At 65.2% G+C, this 16,687-nt stretch carries 15 protein-coding genes; 10 read left to right on the top strand and 5 right to left on the bottom strand.

Going from position 1 to position 16,687, the window contains the following annotated elements:
- Positions 1-10: 10 nt before the first annotated feature.
- Positions 11-1,393: a glycoside hydrolase family 19 protein gene (locus FLM21_RS12650; RefSeq protein WP_246120721.1), complete on the bottom strand. Its 1,383-nt coding sequence runs from the start codon at positions 1,391-1,393 to the stop codon at positions 11-13.
- Between the two features lie 257 nt (positions 1,394-1,650).
- Here FLM21_RS12650 and FLM21_RS12640 point away from each other — a divergent pair, with 257 nt between their 5' ends.
- Positions 1,651-1,941, top strand: coding sequence for a hypothetical protein (locus FLM21_RS12640; protein WP_148715905.1), 291 nt, complete (start codon positions 1,651-1,653; stop codon positions 1,939-1,941).
- 1 nt (position 1,942) lies between these two features.
- Here the strand turns inward: FLM21_RS12640 and FLM21_RS12635 are convergent, their stop codons facing one another.
- Genes FLM21_RS12635 through FLM21_RS12625 form a run of 3 tightly spaced genes read right to left on the bottom strand, consistent with a single transcriptional unit; the run spans position 1,943 to position 3,920 of the window.
- Positions 1,943-2,440: a TPM domain-containing protein gene (locus FLM21_RS12635; RefSeq protein ID WP_187359888.1), complete on the bottom strand. Its 498-nt coding sequence runs from the start codon at positions 2,438-2,440 to the stop codon at positions 1,943-1,945.
- On the bottom strand, positions 2,440-3,324 hold the full coding sequence (locus tag FLM21_RS12630; protein ID WP_148715903.1) for a TPM domain-containing protein: 885 nt from the start codon (positions 3,322-3,324) through the stop codon (positions 2,440-2,442). Before FLM21_RS12630 ends, FLM21_RS12635 begins: the two co-directional genes overlap by 1 nt.
- Positions 3,324-3,920: a LemA family protein gene (locus FLM21_RS12625; RefSeq protein WP_148715902.1), complete on the bottom strand. Its 597-nt coding sequence runs from the start codon at positions 3,918-3,920 to the stop codon at positions 3,324-3,326. The genes FLM21_RS12630 and FLM21_RS12625 overlap by 1 nt, the downstream gene beginning before the upstream one ends.
- A 186-nt stretch (positions 3,921-4,106) precedes the next feature.
- Between FLM21_RS12625 and FLM21_RS12620 the strand changes: the two genes are divergently transcribed.
- Positions 4,107-4,577 carry a hotdog fold domain-containing protein gene (locus FLM21_RS12620; RefSeq protein WP_148715901.1) on the top strand — a complete coding sequence of 157 codons (471 nt, stop codon included), beginning with the start codon at positions 4,107-4,109 and terminating at the stop codon, positions 4,575-4,577.
- Between the two features lie 5 nt (positions 4,578-4,582).
- Here the strand turns inward: FLM21_RS12620 and FLM21_RS12615 are convergent, their stop codons facing one another.
- Positions 4,583-4,813, bottom strand: a complete 231-nt coding sequence (locus tag FLM21_RS12615; RefSeq protein WP_148715900.1) for a DUF2789 domain-containing protein — start codon at positions 4,811-4,813, stop codon at positions 4,583-4,585.
- Positions 4,814-5,006: 193 nt separating this feature from the next.
- Here FLM21_RS12615 and FLM21_RS12610 point away from each other — a divergent pair, with 193 nt between their 5' ends.
- The 8 genes from FLM21_RS12610 (at position 5,007) to galU (ending at position 16,638) form a co-directional block, all read left to right on the top strand.
- Positions 5,007-5,333, top strand: a complete 327-nt coding sequence (locus FLM21_RS12610) for a hypothetical protein (RefSeq protein ID WP_148715899.1) — start codon at positions 5,007-5,009, stop codon at positions 5,331-5,333.
- Between the two features lie 172 nt (positions 5,334-5,505).
- Complete coding sequence (locus FLM21_RS12600) at positions 5,506-7,188, top strand: carbohydrate-binding protein (protein ID WP_187359887.1); 1,683 nt, start codon at positions 5,506-5,508, stop codon at positions 7,186-7,188.
- Between the two features lie 142 nt (positions 7,189-7,330).
- The gene (gene smc, locus FLM21_RS12595; protein ID WP_148715896.1) at positions 7,331-10,807 is read left to right on the top strand and encodes a chromosome segregation protein SMC; all 3,477 of its coding nucleotides are present in this window, start codon (positions 7,331-7,333) and stop codon (positions 10,805-10,807) included.
- Positions 10,804-11,262, top strand: coding sequence for a hypothetical protein (locus tag FLM21_RS12590; protein WP_148715895.1), 459 nt, complete (start codon positions 10,804-10,806; stop codon positions 11,260-11,262). Before smc ends, FLM21_RS12590 begins: the two co-directional genes overlap by 4 nt.
- Before the next feature lie 110 nt (positions 11,263-11,372).
- Positions 11,373-12,503, top strand: a complete 1,131-nt coding sequence (locus FLM21_RS12585; protein ID WP_148715894.1) for a cell division protein ZipA C-terminal FtsZ-binding domain-containing protein — start codon at positions 11,373-11,375, stop codon at positions 12,501-12,503.
- A 62-nt stretch (positions 12,504-12,565) separates the two neighbouring features.
- On the top strand, positions 12,566-12,862 hold the full coding sequence (locus FLM21_RS12580) for a YciI family protein (protein ID WP_148715893.1): 297 nt from the start codon (positions 12,566-12,568) through the stop codon (positions 12,860-12,862).
- A 24-nt stretch (positions 12,863-12,886) separates the two neighbouring features.
- Entirely contained in the window at positions 12,887-15,277 is a 2,391-nt protein-coding gene (gene ligA / locus FLM21_RS12575) for an NAD-dependent DNA ligase LigA (RefSeq protein WP_148715892.1), read from the top strand.
- Between the two features lie 293 nt (positions 15,278-15,570).
- Entirely contained in the window at positions 15,571-16,638 is a 1,068-nt protein-coding gene (galU, locus tag FLM21_RS12570) for a UTP--glucose-1-phosphate uridylyltransferase GalU (RefSeq protein ID WP_148715891.1), read from the top strand.
- The last annotated feature ends 49 nt before the right edge of the window (positions 16,639-16,687 follow it).

Raw genomic sequence — 16,687 nt, 5'->3', positions numbered from 1 at the left:
TTGGCTGGGATCAGCAGCCGAGGTTGTTGCCCGAGGTCACGCCAAGGATCTGAGTGAAGCTCAGATACTTGGTGATGCGGCTTTGCACCTGGTCAGGCCGCTTGCCATCGCACTCGACCGAGCCATTGATACTGCGGATGGTTGCGCCAAAGCCCAGGCCATTCACGATACCGGTATGCGCAGTCTGCGAGCTACCCGGACCGAACTGGGTCATCCAGTACCAGATCGCCGTCTTCCAAGCCACGGTGGCGTCGCGCGCAACCAGGTCCGGATCGGCCAGCAGGTTCAGGCCCAGTGCAGCACCGGCCATGGCGTAGTTCGGATTCCAGCTCAGCTGCATCGGGCCACGGCCGTAGTAACGCTTGCCCGGTGCGCAGGGGTAAGGCGCGCCCCAAGCACCACGATCGCAGTACTCACCCTTGGCGATTTCCTCGATGTGGACGAGGCCACCGGTTTCGTGGTCGATGTTCGCCAGGAAGGCTGCGACTTCCTGACGCTTGGTGGTGTCGCTGCCGGTGTTGGCAAACTGCGGGTAGGCGGACAGCGCGTTCACCAGGCCTTGATAGGTGTAGAACGAGTTGCGGCCCGGGAACATGCGGTTGAAGTCGGACTCGCTGAGCAGGAAGTTGCCGCCACCGGTACCTGGGGTCGGTGTCGGGTTCGGTGTGCCGCCGCCGGAGCAGCTGGTCGGCTGCCAGTACCAAGTGCTGATGGTCGGATCGGTGCCATCGCTGCCGTTGGCGCCGGCATTCACCACCTTGTAGTAATTGCCGTTGGTGTAGCGCACCACGGTGCCCAGGCTGTAGTTCACGCCAGCGGACCAATTGGCGGCATTGCAGCCGCCGCTGGGGCTCGGAGTCGGGTTCGGTGCGGGGGTCGGGTTGGGGGTACCGCCGCCGGAGCAGCTGGTGGGTTGCCAGTACCAGGTGCTGATGGTCGGATCGGTGCCATCGCTACCGTTGGCGCCAACGTTCACCACCTTGTAGTAGTTGCCATTGGTGTAGCGCACCACGGTGCCCAGGCTGTAGTTCACGCCGCGGGCCCAGGTAGTGGCACTGCAGCTGCCGCCGCCACCCGTGCTCGGCGCCGGGGTCGGGTTCGGAGCCGGGGTCGGATTGGAAGGCGAAGGGGATGAGCCACCGGTCGGAGCCCACAGCGTCGGTGTTGCGGCCGGGTTCCAATTGGTGCCGACATAGGCGGAGTGGGTGACCAGCGCCTTGTAGTCCTTGCCGTTGTAGGTCACCACGGTGCCCGCGGTGTAGGTGTTGCCTTCGGCCCAGGCCGGCGCCGCGTGGGCGGGCAGGGCGACGATCAGACCGGCGCCACCCAGCAGGCCGCAAAGCAGCAGTGCCGGAACGGCCGCGCGGCGGCTGTTCTTCTTTTGTGCATCCACGTTGAACTCTCCATCCGATTTATGGTTACCGCCGCTGCCAACACACGACAGCTGGCGCGTCGCCGCACCGGAATTGTGCGGACGATGCCGCAGTCTTGGCTAACGCGGCGTGGCGCGTCAATGTAAGCGCTTTCTTAATTGCGTTGGATGCGTTGGCGGGGATATGAATGGAAGCCAATGCGGACGTGGTGTAAGTGATTTTCTGACGAAATATGTCATGTCGATGAAGCGCGGGAAGTGGCCGACAAGAGGCGCTGGTGGCCGTCCGTCGCGCCAGCCATGGTAAGCCGCAGGGTAAGGGCAGCACTGGCGGCTACACCGGCCTCAGGAGCTGCCGGATGCAGGCCGGTGGCGACAACGCGAGGGCAACAGCGATGGACGAAAGGCAAAACCCGTTGGGGCAAGCGCGCCAGGAGGCCGAGCGCCGCACCGACGATCGACGCGAGACGCCGGCCAATGACGAGGAATTGTGGCGCTGGATGAACATGGTATTGAACGGCAACGAACGCCGGGCAGCGGTCGGCCGGCGGGCGGACGACCGCTGGTAGATCAGCGTATCACCGGCCGATTGGGCAGCTCGTCCCGATCGGCCGCATTCGCTTCCAAAGGGCGGTGGGTCGCCAGGAGTCCGCCGAGCTGGTTGATCGCCTGCTGCACACCTTCCACGTAACGGTTTGCTGCCAGGGCACCGATCAGATCGGCGCAGATCGCTTGCCATTGTGCGTCCGGCACTGCGCCGGCGATGCCGCGATCGGCAATCAGCTCGATGCGCCGCTCCGACAGCAGCAAGTAGAGCAGCACGCCGGTGTTGTACTCGGTATCCCACACGTGCAGGTCTGAAAACCATTGCACCGCGCGGTCACGCACGGCCAGGCCATGCCAGGCTGCAGCCAGTGGCAGCCGCCGCTCGACCACCAGTCGCAGTTCGCCACGGTGACCGCTTTCCGCAGCGGCGATTGCGGCTTCCAATTGCGCCATCGACGTATCGTCGAAATGCCGCGATGCGAGGCAGGGTTTGAGGTTCAACCAAAGTCGACGCTGGTCCATCACCATCCTCCCGAGGCGCCGCCGCCACCAAATCCGCCGCCACCGCCGGAAAACCCGCCACCACCGAAGCCACCCCCGCCGAAGCCATCGCCGCCCCCGATGCGGGTGCCGCTGCGGCTATGACTGAACAGCATGCCCAGAAGGTCGATGAAGAGCCCCGTGCGTACCACCATCAGCGCGATCACCATCAGCGCAATCAATCCGCCCGCCGCCAGCAGCGATTGACCGCCGCTCAATGCGGCCAGCGCGCTGACCCCCGCCACGCCGCCGCTGCCAATCCAGTTGCCGGCGACCTTCGACAGGATCACCCCGCCGAACAGGATGCCCAGCAGCACGATGGGATGCAGGCCGAACAGCGAGAGATCATGGCCGACTGCAGCCCGATCCCGCTCCGCTTCCGGCAGCGGCTCGCCGTCGATGACAGCGATCAGTTGGTCCGCCGCCGCATCGAGGCCGCCGTAGAAATCACCGGCGCGAAATGCGGGCTGGATCACGTTGCGGATGATGCGGCTGCTGCGGGCGTCGGTCAGCGCGCCTTCCAGGCCGTAACCGACTTCGATGCGCACCTTGCGATCGTCTTTCGCCACCAGCAGCAGCACGCCATCGTCGACGCCCTTGCGGCCCAGCCGCCAACGCTCGACTACCCGGATCGCGTATTGCTCGATGCTTTCGGTCTGGGTGCTCGGCACGATCAGCACGGCGATCTGGCTGCCCTTGCGCGCTTCGAAGGCAGCAAGTTTGCCCTCCAGCGCGGCGATTTCGCCGGCGCGCAGCGTACCGGTCTGGTCGGTGACCCTGGCGGTCAGCGTCGGCACGGCGACCTCCGCCCACGCTGGCACCAGCCAGCAGCAGAGCAGCAACAGCAGGGCGCAGGCGCGATGCATCACTTGGTTTTGCCGCTGCCGAAATCGACCTTGGGCGCGGTCGAGATGGCTTTCTCGTTCTCCACGCTGAAGTTGGGTTTGGCCTTGAGGCTGAATGCCATCGCGGTGAGATTGCTCGGGAATGAGCGCACGGTGGTGTTATACTCGCGAACCCGCTCGATATAGCGGTTGCGGGCCACGGTGATGCGGTTCTCGGTGCCCTCGAGCTGCGAGGCGAGATCGCGGAAGTTCTCGTTGGCCTTCAGATCCGGGTAGCGCTCGACCACCACCATCAGGCGCGACAGCGCGGAGGTCATGCCGGCCTGGGCTTCCTGGTACTTGGCAAAGGCGGCTTCATCGTTCACCAGTTCCGGCGTGGCCTGCACGCTGCCGACGCGGGCGCGGGCCTCGGTCACCTCGGTCAGGACTTCCTTCTCGTGCGCGGCGTAGCCCTTGACCACGTTGACGAGGTTGGGCACCAGGTCGGCCCGGCGCTGATACTGGTTGAGCACTTCGGACCAAGCCGCGTTGACCGCTTCGTCCTGCGCTTGCAGCGTGTTGTAGCCACAGCCGGACAAGGTGAACAGCAGAACGAATAGGATCAGCAGTCGTTTCATCGGGAACCTCCTGGAGCGGGAATGCACGCATGTTAGCTGGATTGGGGGACTGGGTCAGCCTGCAGAAAATTGCATGGCCGTAGGCGTTGCGCTGCGCTTGAAACGGTGCGCTGCGGGTTAGCCGCAATAGGGAGTGCAGCGCCGCCCTGCCAAGCTGGCGGCACGTAAATTCATCGGAGTGCCGTTATGTCCAACGCGATTGCCGCCGCCTGGCAACGACTGCACCACCTGCCTGCGGGGCGCTGGCTGTTTTCCCGGCTGGTGTGCTTCAAGGCGCCGTACTTCGGTTCGGTGCGGCCGCTTTTCGTTGAACTGCAGCCCGGCTATGCAGCGGTGGCGATGAAGAAGCGCCGTGCGGTACAGAACCACATCGGCACCGTGCATGCGATCGCGATGTGCAATATCGCCGAGCTTGCCGCCGGCACCATGACCGACATTTCCATTCCGGCCAGCCATCGCTGGATTCCTAAGGGCATGCAGGTCGAATACCTGAAGAAGGCACAGACCGATCTGGTGGCGCATGCCCGGGCCACATTGCCGTCGACCTGGCCCGACGACGCTGCCGATCTGCCGGTGACGGTGGAGGTGCTCGATCGCAACGGCGAGCCGGTGCTGCGCACCGTCATCACCATGTGGGTCAGCCGCAAGCGCGGCTGAGCGGCTCAGTGGGTAAGGCGGGCGGCGAGCTCGTCCACGTCCTCGGCCCATTCGGCATCGGCCGCCAGTGCTTCGCGCAGGAAACTCGCCTGGCTGCTGTTCCAGAAGCTGGCATCGGGCAGGCTCTGGCCTGCGGGCAGGCTGTGGCTGGCAAGAAAGGCCTCGATGCCATCCTTGTCCATCGGCAGACCGAGCTGGGCAAACAGCGTGGTCAAGGTATGCGGGGTGGTATCCATGATGGCGCTCCGGGGTGGTGCCTGCTACGGGCATAGCCCGCCGCCGGGAGGAGGGCAAGGGCGACTTTGCCGGTGTCAATCGCCGTGTAGGCGGATTCTGGCAATCGCTCGCGCGAAGCGCTGATTCGGCTCGCGACGCGTCAGTCATAAGCTCCTGTCATGTTTTCAAGGGCCAACCGCAGGAGTCCTCACCATGTCGCAAGCCATCATGTCCCGACCCGAACAGCACCGTGCAGCATTGCGTCATCTCGCACTTGCCCAGCATCAAGCACGCGCTCACCTGTGCCTGCAATGCGTGCGCCTGCTGCGCCAGCCTTGCCAGCTCGATGCACACCTAGGCCTCAAGCAGGAACGACCGCGCCACTTCGAGGCTGGCCTGGAATATCGCCACTATCGTTGCGTCGACTGCGGCCAGGGCTGGAGCCAGCGCTTCGATCCGCTGGCACGCGAAGCCCGCTGGACCATGAAGTCGCCCACCATCGCGCCGAATTCCGACCGGGTCGATGCGATCGTCGCGTAAGTTTATGAAAGCGCTGTCCTTGCATCAGGCTTAGCGCGACGTTTGTCTGGATTCCACCGGTGTGCCGTGGGGGGTGTCTTGTAACTCCTTGTTCCGCAGTTCAAATTCTCCCGGTCGTGCCGGTATGACGTCGGCCGGCCGATCTTTCGAGAACAAGACGAGGAGCAAGAGGATGCAACGCAAGCAACTGACGCGTCGCCCGGCCAGCTGGCTGACGGCAGCGCTGATCGCGGGCGGCGCCTATGCGCTGCCGATGGCAGGTGCCCAAGCCGCCTGCGCCACCTGGGCCGAAGGCGTCACCTACGCCGCTGGTACTGTGGTGAGCTATAACGGCGCGAGCTATACCGCGCTGGTCACCCACACCGCCTATGTTGGCACCAACTGGAACCCGGCAGCCACGCCAACGCTGTGGAGCGCTGGCGGCAGCTGCGGCAATACCCCCACCGCCACACCCACGCCGGTGAGCAACACGCCGACGCCGGTCACGCCAGTGCCCGTCACACCTGTACCGGTCACTCCGGTTCCAGTTACACCGCCGCCATCCACCTGCTACGCCACCTGGACCAGTGGTGGTGTCTATACCGGCGGTACCCGCGTCACCCATAACGGTGTCAATTACGAAGCCCGCTGGTGGACCCAAGGCGACAACCCGGCGCAATCCGGTGATTGGGGCCCGTGGAAGAAGCTCGACAACTGCGGTGGCAATACCCCGACCCCGGTCACGCCTGGCCCGACGCCGGTGTCGCCGACGCCGGTCACCCCGGTGACACCGAGCCCGAGCGGCCCGCGCATGTACGTCGGCTACGCCAGCAGCTGGAACACCAGCCTGTACGATCTCTCCACCACCAACATCCCGAGCTACTTCACCCACGTGAACCTCGCGTTCGTGCGTCCGGATACCAAGTACGTCAAGGGTTCCTACGCGTTCGACCAGGAAATCGCCGGCTTCGAATTCGCCGAGGGGGCGGCCACGCCGAACGGCCAGAAGAAATTCACGGCCCAGCAGTCGCAGGATCTGCGCAACAACATCGCGGCACTGAAGGCGCGCGGCACCAAGGTGTTCATCTCGGTGGGCGGCTGGTCGTACAGCCAGGGCAGCCAGTGGAACAGTTTCAACGCACCGCATATCGTCGATCTGGCCGTCGACCTGGGCGCTTCGGGCGTGGACATCGATTGGGAATCGTCCGGCAGCAATTGCAACAAGGGCGACGCAGCAAGCTTCAGCTGCTCCAAGGATGGCGAGATCGCCAACATCATCAGCAGCCTCTACAACGAAATCCACAACCGCAATGCCGGGTTGAAGATCTCGATCGCTGGCTGGTCCACGGGCGCGTACTACGTCAAGGGCACGCCGTTCGAGGAAGGCAAGGTGCAATGGGGCTCGCCGTTCGGCGGCACCATGTACAGCGTGGTGAAGAACCATGGCAGCAAGATCGACTTCATCAACCTGATGTCGTACGACGGCGGTGACTACTACGATCCGCGTGAAGGCTACGAGTCGTACAAGGCGATCTACAACGGTCCGATCAACATGGGCATGGAAATCGCGCCGGAAGGCTCGGGCAGTGCCATGCTCAGGCTGAACGACGGTGGCGTGGCGTATGACGCCGAGCTCCTGACCGGCCAGAACAACGTGGCCACGCCGTACTACAACGTCGAAACCCTGGTGAAGTACATCAAGAACAAGGGTCGGCCGAACGACGGCTTCATGATCTGGCAGATCTGGAAGCAGCGTGTCCACCAGGCTGCCCCTGCCGGTGCCGCCACCGAGAACAGCGCAGGCCGTTTTGTGTGCCAGAACCTGCCGCTGTCGGGTAACTGCAGTGATGTGATCCCGGTGCTGCCGAAGCTGTAATCGGCTGATCCACACCGACGAGGCCGGGCGGGAGCAATCCTGCCCGGCTTTTTCGTTGCAACGCGTGCGCACCGACGCCGGGTGCTGGGCCTGCCGTCACGCTGCCGTTACAATCGGCGCAACCGATTTCGCGATCCGCTCCGTGCGTCTTACCCACCTCAAGCTTGCCGGCTTCAAATCCTTCGTCGATCCGACCACGGTGCACGTACCGGGCCAGCTCGTGGCGATCTGCGGGCCCAACGGTTGTGGCAAATCCAACGTGATCGACGCGGTGCGCTGGGTGCTGGGCGAGTCCTCCGCCAAGCAGTTGCGCGGCGAATCGATGCAGGACGTGATCTTCAATGGCTCTGGCAGTCGCAAGCCGGTGAGCCGCGCCTCGGTCGAGCTGGTGTTCGACAACGCCGCGGGCCTTGCCGCCGGGCAGTGGGGGCAGTACGCCGAGATCGCCATCAAGCGCGTGCTCACCCGCCAGGGCGAGTCGTCGTACTACATCAACAACCTGCAGGTGCGTCGCCGGGATATCACCGACCTGTTCCTCGGCACCGGCGTCGGCAAGGGCGGCTACGCCATCATCGAGCAGGGCATGATCAGCCGCATCATCGAGGCCAAGCCCGAGGAGCTGCGGCACTTCCTCGAAGAGGCCGCCGGCGTTTCCAAGTACAAGGAACGCCGCCGCGAGACCGAGACCCGGCTTGCCGATACGCGCGACAACCTCGACCGGGTGCACGACATCGTCACCGAGCTCGACAAGCAGATCGGCAAGCTGGAGACGCAGGCCGAGGTCGCCGCCGAATACAACCGCATCAAGGATGCGATCACCGAGAAGCAGAATCTCCTGGCGCTGCAGCGCAAGCTCGACGCCGCACGCGAGGTGGAGGCCGCCCGCCGCGCCATCGATGTTGCGCAGAATGCGCTCGAGGCCCAACTGGCCGAGCTGCGATCGCTCGAAGCCACCATCGAGGCACAGCGCGAGGCGCACTATGGCGCGACTGACGCGGTGCATGAGGCGCAGGCCACGCTGTATGACGCCAATGCCGCCGTCGCTCGTTTGGAGCAGCAGCTGCTGCATCTGCGACAGACGCGTGAGCGGCTGACGCAACAGCTGAATGAGGCCCGCACCGAGCTCTCAAGGCTCGATGCCCAGGGCCAAGCCGCCGGTAGCGAGCTCGAAGAATGGCAGGGCAAGCGCGAGGAAGCGCAATACGCCGCTGAAGAGGCGGCCATGTCGCTCGACGAGGAAACGCAGCGTCTGCCGGAGCTGGAAACGGCGCTGGCACAGGCCAACGACGAATGGGCCAGCCTGCGCGACCGCCTCGCCACCACGCGCAATGCGGTCCAGCTCGCACGCCAGCAGGCGCAGCAGCACGAGCGCAACGCGCAGCAACTGACGCAGCGCCAGACACGGCTGCGCGCCGAGGCCGCGCAGCTACCTGCGGAGGCGGAGGACGACGATACCGCATTGCTGCGCGAAGAATTGTTGCTGGCGGTCGAGGCTGGCACGCTGGCGCTGGAAGATGGCGAAGCGGCGCTGGAAGCCGCTCGCGCCGAAGTGAAACGCTTGGGCGACGCACGCGCGCAGTTGACGCTGCAACTGGCGCAGCTGACCGCACGGGAACAGGCGCTGGCCGAGCTCGCGCAGGTCGACGATGCTGGCGCGCTCGCTGACTGGCTGGCCGCCGAACAACTGGCGGATGCTGCAACGGTGCTCGACGCCATCACCGTCGAGCCAGGCTGGGAGACCGCGGTCGAGGCCGCGTTGGGTGAGCGGCTGCAGGCGCGGCTGGCCAAGGTGACGCCTGAGACGGCCGCACCCGGTGCCATCACGCTGGCACTGCCAGGCCCAGCCAATGCAGTGGTGGATGGCCTGCGCGCCAAGGTGCAGTGCCCGAATGCCACGGTTGCCGCAGCGCTCGATGCTTGGCTCGTTGGCATCGCCACCGTCCCGGATCTGGCAGCGGCCTGGCAGCAGCGCGCCGCGCTGGCGGTCGGGCAATCGCTGATCACGCCGCAAGGGCATGTCATCACTACGGCCAGCGTGCGCTTTCACGGCAGTGGTGGCGCATTGGCCGGCCAGCTGGCGCGGCGGCGCGAGCTCGACGACATCCGCGCCCAGCTGGCCGAATTGCAGCCGCAACGGGCCGAGCACGATGCTGGTCACGCCACAGCGGCGCAGCGTCTGGCCACGCTGGAAACCGGCTTGCGCGACACCCGCCAGCGTTTGCAGGCACAGCAACAGCAACTGGCGCAGCTGGAGCGCGATCTGGCGCGGCGTGACGAGGCGCAACAGCAGGCCGCCCGGCGCCGGCAGGCGCTGGTCGATGAGCTGGCGCAACTGGGCCAGCAGCTGGCCGACGAGACCGCGGCGCAGCGCGAGTTTGATGAGACGCGCATCGTCGCCGACGACGAGCTGTTGCCGCTGGAGGAAGCGCTGAATAACGCCAAGCTCGCGCGCACCGAGATGGAAACCGCCTGCGAGCTGCAGCGTAGCCGATTGCGCCAGGCTGAACGCCGCGCGCAGGAGGCGCGCTTCGCCGTGCAGACTGCCGAGCAGCGCCTCGCCGAATTGGCGCGGCGCGACGGTGACCTTGGCGCGCAACGTGAACGGCTGCTGGAGCGGGCCGAGACATTGGTACTGGAGCTCGAAGGCGTCGATGAGGGCCAGTTCGATGTCGGCTTCCAGGACGCGGTGAACGAACGCAGCGAGAAGGAGCGCGCGCTTGCCGCAGCGCGCGATGCGCTCAATCACCTGACCAACCAGCTGCGCGAGCGCGAGGCCGACAAGCAACGGATCGAGGCGACGCTGGAGCCGGCACGCGAGGCGGTGAATACACAGCGGTTGAAGGAACAGGAGGCGCGCCTTGCCGCCGAGCGCTACGCCCAGGAGCTGACGGAGGCTGAGGCGAATGAGGATGCGCTGCGTGAGAAACTTGGCGCCGGGCTCAAGGTGGGCAGCCTCGTTGCCGAGATCGGCCGGCTGACCCAGGCCATCTCGGGCCTCGGCGCCGTCAACCTCGCTGCACTGGAAGAACTGAACGCGGCACGCGAGCGCAAGACCTATCTCGATGCGCAATCGGCCGATCTGCTGGAAGCGATCGAGACGCTGGAAAACGCCATCCGCCGCATCGACCGCGAAACGCGCGCGCTGCTGCAGCAAACCTACGACACGGTGAACGGCAATCTGCAGGAGCTGTTTCCCACGCTGTTCGGCGGCGGCCACGCTGAACTCGTGCTCACCGGCGACGAGATCCTCGATGCGGGCCTTGCGATCATGGCGCAGCCGCCGGGCAAGAAGAACAGCACCATTCACCTGCTCTCGGGCGGCGAGAAGGCGCTGACGGCACTGAGCCTGGTGTTCGCGCTGTTCAGGCTGAATCCCGCGCCGTTCTGCTTGCTGGACGAGGTCGACGCGCCGCTCGATGACGCCAACACGCTGCGCTTTTGCAGCCTAGTGAAGAAAATGGCCGAGCGCACGCAGTTCCTTTACATCAGCCACAACCGGCTGACGATGGAAATGGCGACCCAGCTCGTTGGCGTCACCATGCAGGAGCAGGGCGTATCGCGCGTGGTGGCGGTCGATATCGAACAGGCGATGGCCATGCGGGAGACGGCGACGGCATGAAGCGCGCGCTGAAATGGATGTTGGTCTGCCTGTGCGCCTGGCCATTGCTGGCGCGGGCAGGCAACGACCCCTGCGCGGAGCTGTCGCGCTACTTCGCGCGCGGCATGGAAGCGCTGGCGGAAGCCAAGGTGCCGCAGCATGAGGAACACGACGGCATGCTGATTACCGCGGCGCTGGAGCTGAACGAGCAGGAAGTGGCTGATCTGCGTGCGCAATTGTTGGTCGCTGGCAAGCCGTTGGTGCTCGGTGCACTCGATCCCGCCAAGACCGTGGCCTTGCTGCAGCGCGCGGCGGAACCGCCTGCGGTTGGTGTTGGTCGCACCGTGGTCTTCGTTGGCCCAGCCGCCGACTGGCCGTCGGCGCAGGTCGCCTTGCGGCAGCTGGGCACCCGTTCTATCTTCGCCGATATCGCGATTGCGCCGCGCGCGGCGGACCGGCTGGAGTGCCGCTGGTGAAGCGCGGCGCCAATCAACGCTTGGAAGCGGTACGCCGCTTGTGTTTGAATGCAGCCCATACCTGATGAATACGGCTGGCGCATGGCGCCGGCCCGCACCCAAGACCGCCCATGACAGACTTGCAACTCGGATCGTTGATCGCAGCCGGCGGCATCGTCGCTGCTGTCTACGCCTTCAACTGGTGGCAGGAATACCGCTACCGCAAGCGTACACAACAGGCCTTCGCCCGCAACCAGCCGGACGTGCTGATGGAGGCGCCGCGCAACATGGTGCGCAGTGGCGAGCGCTTCGAGCCGGCGCTCGATGCCGACGATGACGCTCCGGCCCGGCTGGAACTGCCGGCCGACGAAGCGCCGATCCGCGCTGAGCCACGTGCTGAAGTCCGATCCGAATCGCGCGCAGCACCTGCACCGCAGCCGGTATTTGCCCGGGATGAAGACGACGATGGCGATGCGTTGTCGGAAAGCCTGCTCGATCCGGGCATCGATTTCGTGGCCGAAGTGCATGCCCGTGATCACATTCCCCCCCGCGCTGTGCCACCGTTTGCCGCACCCAAGCGCGTGCAGGCGATCGGCCTGACCACCGAGGGGCACTGGGAGGCGGTCAGCAGTGCCAGCAGCGCCGAATACACCGAACTGCGCGTTGGCCTGCAGCTGGCGGACCGCCAGGGCCCGCTGTCGGCCGAACAGCTCAATGCTTTCTGCATGGCGGTACAGCAGTTCGCCGACGAGCACGAGGCGATTGCCACCTTCCCGCAGCGCTCCGGCAAATTGTCGGCTGCGCGCGAGCTCGACGAATTCTGCGCCTCGGTCGATGTATTGATCGGCCTCAACCTGGTCGGCGAAGGTCGTCCGTTCCCGATGGAGAAGGTCCGGCAGCTTGCCGAGCAATCGGGCCTTGTGCGCACCAACGAAGGCTGGGCCTACCGCAGCGATTCGGGCAAGACGCTGTTCACGCTGGCCAACCAGGAGCAGAAGCCGCTCGGCAATACCAGCGAGGCGCTGACGCTGCTGTTCGACGTGCCGCGCGTGGCCGGCGGCCTTGCGGTGTTCGACTATCTGAGCGATTTCGCGCAGCAACTGGCCGGCAGCCTTGGCGCCAATCTGGTCGACGACAACGGCCGCGCGCTGACTGCCGCCAGCCTCGACAACATCCGCCGCCAGCTCGGCCAGCTCTACGCACGCATGGACGACCGCGGCATCGCGCCGGGCTCGGTGGCGGCGCTGCGGCTGTTCGCCTAAGGCGTTCGACACACACCTTACACGCCGCTGTTCGCAGCGGCGTGTTCGTTTTGAGGAAAGCCATGCGTTACATCGTGCAGTTTCGCGATAACCCCGACACCGCGGTGTTGCGCCGCGAACATCTGGAGGCGCACTTAGGCTGGCTGCACCAGCATGCCGCGCAAGTGCTGGCCGCCGGCTCGCTGTGGCCTGATGGGCAGGAAGTCGCCGAGGGCGGGCTGTGGATCGTCGAGGCGGACAGCGCAGCCCAGATCCGCGAGCTGCTGGCGAGCGATCCGTTCTGGCTGTGCGGACTGCGTGCCGGTGTCGAGATCTGGCAGTGGCGCAAGGCTTTTCCCGAACTCAATGTGCCGGTGTGAGCCGGCTTCGATCCGAGATCCATCATGACCGATATTGCCCAGCGCGCTGCCGAATTGCGCGAGCTGCTCAACCGCTACGCGCATGAATACTATGTGCTCGATACACCGAGCGTGCCCGATGCGGAATACGACCGCCTGTTCCGCGAGCTGGAAGCGATCGAGCGCGATCATCCCGAGCTGAAGACCCCCGACACGCCGACGCTGCGGGTTGGCGGCGCCATCCTGCCGGCCTTCGCGCCGGTAACGCATGTGGTGCCGATGCTGTCGATCCGCACCGAGACCGACGTCACCGCAGCCGGTGCCTTGGCATTCGATGCCAGCGTGCGGCGGGAGCTGGGCTTGGCAGAGTCGGACCCGCCCGTCGAATATGCGGCGGAGCTGAAGTTCGATGGCCTCGCCATCAACCTGCGTTTTGAGCATGGTGTGCTGGTGCAGGCCGCGACGCGCGGCGATGGCGCCACCGGCGAGGACGTGACGCAGAACATCCGCACCATCCGTCAAATTCCGCTGCGCCTGAGTGGTGATGCGCCAGCGGTACTGGAAGTGCGCGGCGAGGTCTATATGCGGCGCGATGACTTCGAGAAACTCAACGCCCGCCAGCGTGAGACTGGCGGCAAGACCTTCGTCAACCCGCGCAATACGGCCGCCGGCGCGGTACGCCAGCTCGATCCGGCGCTCGCGGCGCAGCGGCCGCTGTCTTTTTTTGCCTATGGCTTGGGTGAGGTGCAGGGCTGGCCGGTGCAGCCGGCTACCCATGCTGGCGTGCTCGATGCCTTGGCAGGATTCGGTTTTCCGGTCTGCGCCGACCGCGTGGTGGCGCAGGGCGGGGCGGGGCTGGTCGAGTTCCATGCTGCCATCGCTGCCAAGCGCGACACCTTGCCGTTCGATATCGATGGTGTGGTCTACAAGGTGAACCAGCTCGCGCTGCAACGCGAGCTGGGCTTTCGTACCCGCGAGCCGCGCTGGGCGGTGGCGCACAAGTACCCGGCGCAGGAAGCGCTGACCGTGGTCGAGGCCATTGGCGTGCAGGTGGGCCGTACGGGCGCGCTGACGCCGGTGGCGCGGCTGCAACCGGTGTTCGTGGGCGGCGTCACCGTGACCAACGCCACGCTGCACAACCAGGACGAGGTCGATCGCAAGGATGTACGCGTTGGCGATACGGTGATCGTGCGTCGTGCCGGCGATGTGATCCCCGAAGTCGTGGGCGTGGTGCTGGAGCGCCGGCCGATGCGCGAGGTCGCCGGCGGCGACCTGTTCAACCCCGTGCAGGAGCCGGTGCATCCGCCATACCGGCTGCCAGCCGAATGCCCTGTCTGCGGCTCGCATGTGGTGCGCGAGGAGGGCGAGGCGGTGACGCGTTGCTCGGGCGGACTGATCTGCTCGGCGCAGCGCAAGGAGGCGATCCGCCACTTTGCCGGACGCCGCATGATGGACATCGAAGGCTTGGGCGAGCGCTACATCGACAACCTCGTCGAGCTGGACTACCTGCGCTCAGTGGCCGATCTCTACACGCTGACGCTGGCCGACCTGCTGGAGATGAAACGCCGTGCCGACGAGCGCGACGGCGTGACGCCGGAAACGGTGCTGGCCGGCAAGGTCGCCACCAAGTGGGCGGAGAACCTGATCGACGGCATCGCCGCCAGCAAGCATCCGCCGTTGGCCCGGCTGCTATTCGCGCTTGGCATCCGCCACGTGGGCGAGTCGACCGCCAAGACGCTGGCCGACTGGCTGGGCAGTCTTGCCATCATTCGCCGTGCGCCAGCACCGTTGTTGCGCGTGTTGCCGGATGTTGGCGCCACCGTGGCTGTGAGCATCGCCGAATTCTTCGCCGAGCCGCAGAACGAGGGAGTGATCGATGCGCTGCTGGCGGCAGGCGTGGCACCGAACGATGAGCATGCCCCCAGTCCCAAGCTACGTGGCCTGCTGGCGACGGACGAACTGCTCGCTGCCTGCGGCATTGCCAAGCTGACGCCGCTGCGCGCCCGGCAGTTGGCCGAACGCATAACGTCGTTCACCACGTTGGCGGAGCTCGACCAGGAGCGGCTTGCCGCCCTCGCGCTGCCGGTTGAGTTGGCTGCCTCGCTCGGCGACTGGCTGGCGTGCGATACGCATCGCCAATTGTTGTGCGATCTGGAGGCGCTGCGCACCGATCTGCTGGCGCTGTTGCCGGAGCAGGGTACCGCTGCCGGCAGGCTGGATGGCCAGACTTTCGTGTTGACCGGCACCTTGCCCACGCTATCGCGCGATGAAGCTCAGGCGTTGATCGAGGCCGCCGGCGGCAAGGTGTCGGGCAGCGTGTCGAAGAAAACGCACTACGTGGTGGCCGGCGAGGCGGCCGGCTCGAAGCTTGCCAAGGCTGAGGAGCTCGGTATTTCGGTGCTGGACGAAGATGGGCTGCGCGCGCTGCTCGGTTGATCCCTGTCACCGGTCCTGCCTAGGCGGCCGTCTGGCCGCCTTTTTACTTTGGCCGGAAGATGGCGCGAGTCCGTCGTGGGAGGCGCTCGATGAAGGATTGCAGCGGACAGGCTTTTCAGTGAATCCCGGCAAGTCCTTGTGGGAAAAGGAAAAAGAACTGGCCGCGTACCATTGACAGCCGGGCTCGGCGCGACACTACGCTTTTGTGTTTTGTATTTTGTTCATTTAATTGAACAAAATTCGTCATCGAAACGAGATTGACGAGTTGGTTTAATTTGTTGAACACTGACGCCATGCGTAAAAACGATGCCATTTCGCTGTTTGGTTCCCAGACTCGCCTGGCGGCGGCACTCGGGCTCGGCCGCTCCGCCGTATCGCAATGGCCGGACGATTTGCCGCAGCGTCACGCCGATCAGGTCTGCGGCGCTGCGCTGCGACTGGGGCTTCTCAAGGTTTCCGATCTCAAAGGTGATATCACGATGCAAAAAGTACGCAAGGCCGTCTTCCCCGTTGCCGGCATGGGCACGCGCTTTCTGCCTGCCACCAAGGCCAGCCCCAAGGAAATGATGCCGGTGGTCGACAAGCCGCTGATCCAGTATGCCGTGGAAGAGGCACTGGAAGCCGGCATCACCGAGATGGTGTTCATCACCGGCCGGAACAAGCGCAGCATCGAAGACCATTTCGACAAGGCCTATGAGCTGGAGAGCGAACTCGCGGCGCGCCAGAAGCAGAAGCTGCTGGACATCCTGCAATCGATCATTCCGAAATCCGTCACCTGCATCTACATCCGCCAGCCCGAAGCGCTGGGCCTGGGCCACGCGGTGCTGTGCGCCGAGCCGGTGGTGGGCGACGAGCCGTTCGCCGTCATCCTCGCCGACGATCTGATCGATGGCAACGGCACCTCGGAAATGAAGCGCATGGTCGAGCTGTTCGGCGATACCCATTGCTCGGTGCTGGGCGTGGAGGAAGTACCGAAGGAAGATACCAGCTCCTACGGTATCGTCCAGGTCGAGCCGGGCAGCAGCCAGCGTCTCAAGATCACCAATATCGTCGAGAAGCCCAAGCCCGAGGAAGCGCCGTCCAACCTCGCCGTGGTCGGCCGCTACATCCTCACGCCGCGTGTATTCCATCACCTGCAGAACGTGCAGCCGGGCAAGGGCGGGGAAATCCAGCTCACCGACGGCATCTTCGCGCTGATGCAGGAGCAGCACATCCTGGCGCACACGCTCAAGGGCACGCGCTACGACTGCGGCTCCAAGCTCGGTTACCTGAAAGCCACACTGGCCTACGGTCTCAAGCATGGCGAGGTCGGCGACGAATTTGCCAGCTATCTCAAGGAGTTCTGCGCCAAGGTGGTGTAAACGTGGCGTAGTGGTTTGTCATGAAAGGGGCGATGTGCTGGCATCGCCC

Origin of the sequence: Chitinolyticbacter meiyuanensis, assembly GCF_008033135.1 — a bacterium.
GTDB classification, from domain to species: Bacteria; Pseudomonadota; Gammaproteobacteria; order Burkholderiales; family Chitinibacteraceae; genus Chitinolyticbacter; species Chitinolyticbacter meiyuanensis.
Note: the sequence above shows the minus strand (reverse complement) of the source record. Positions and strands in the feature narration are given on the sequence as shown.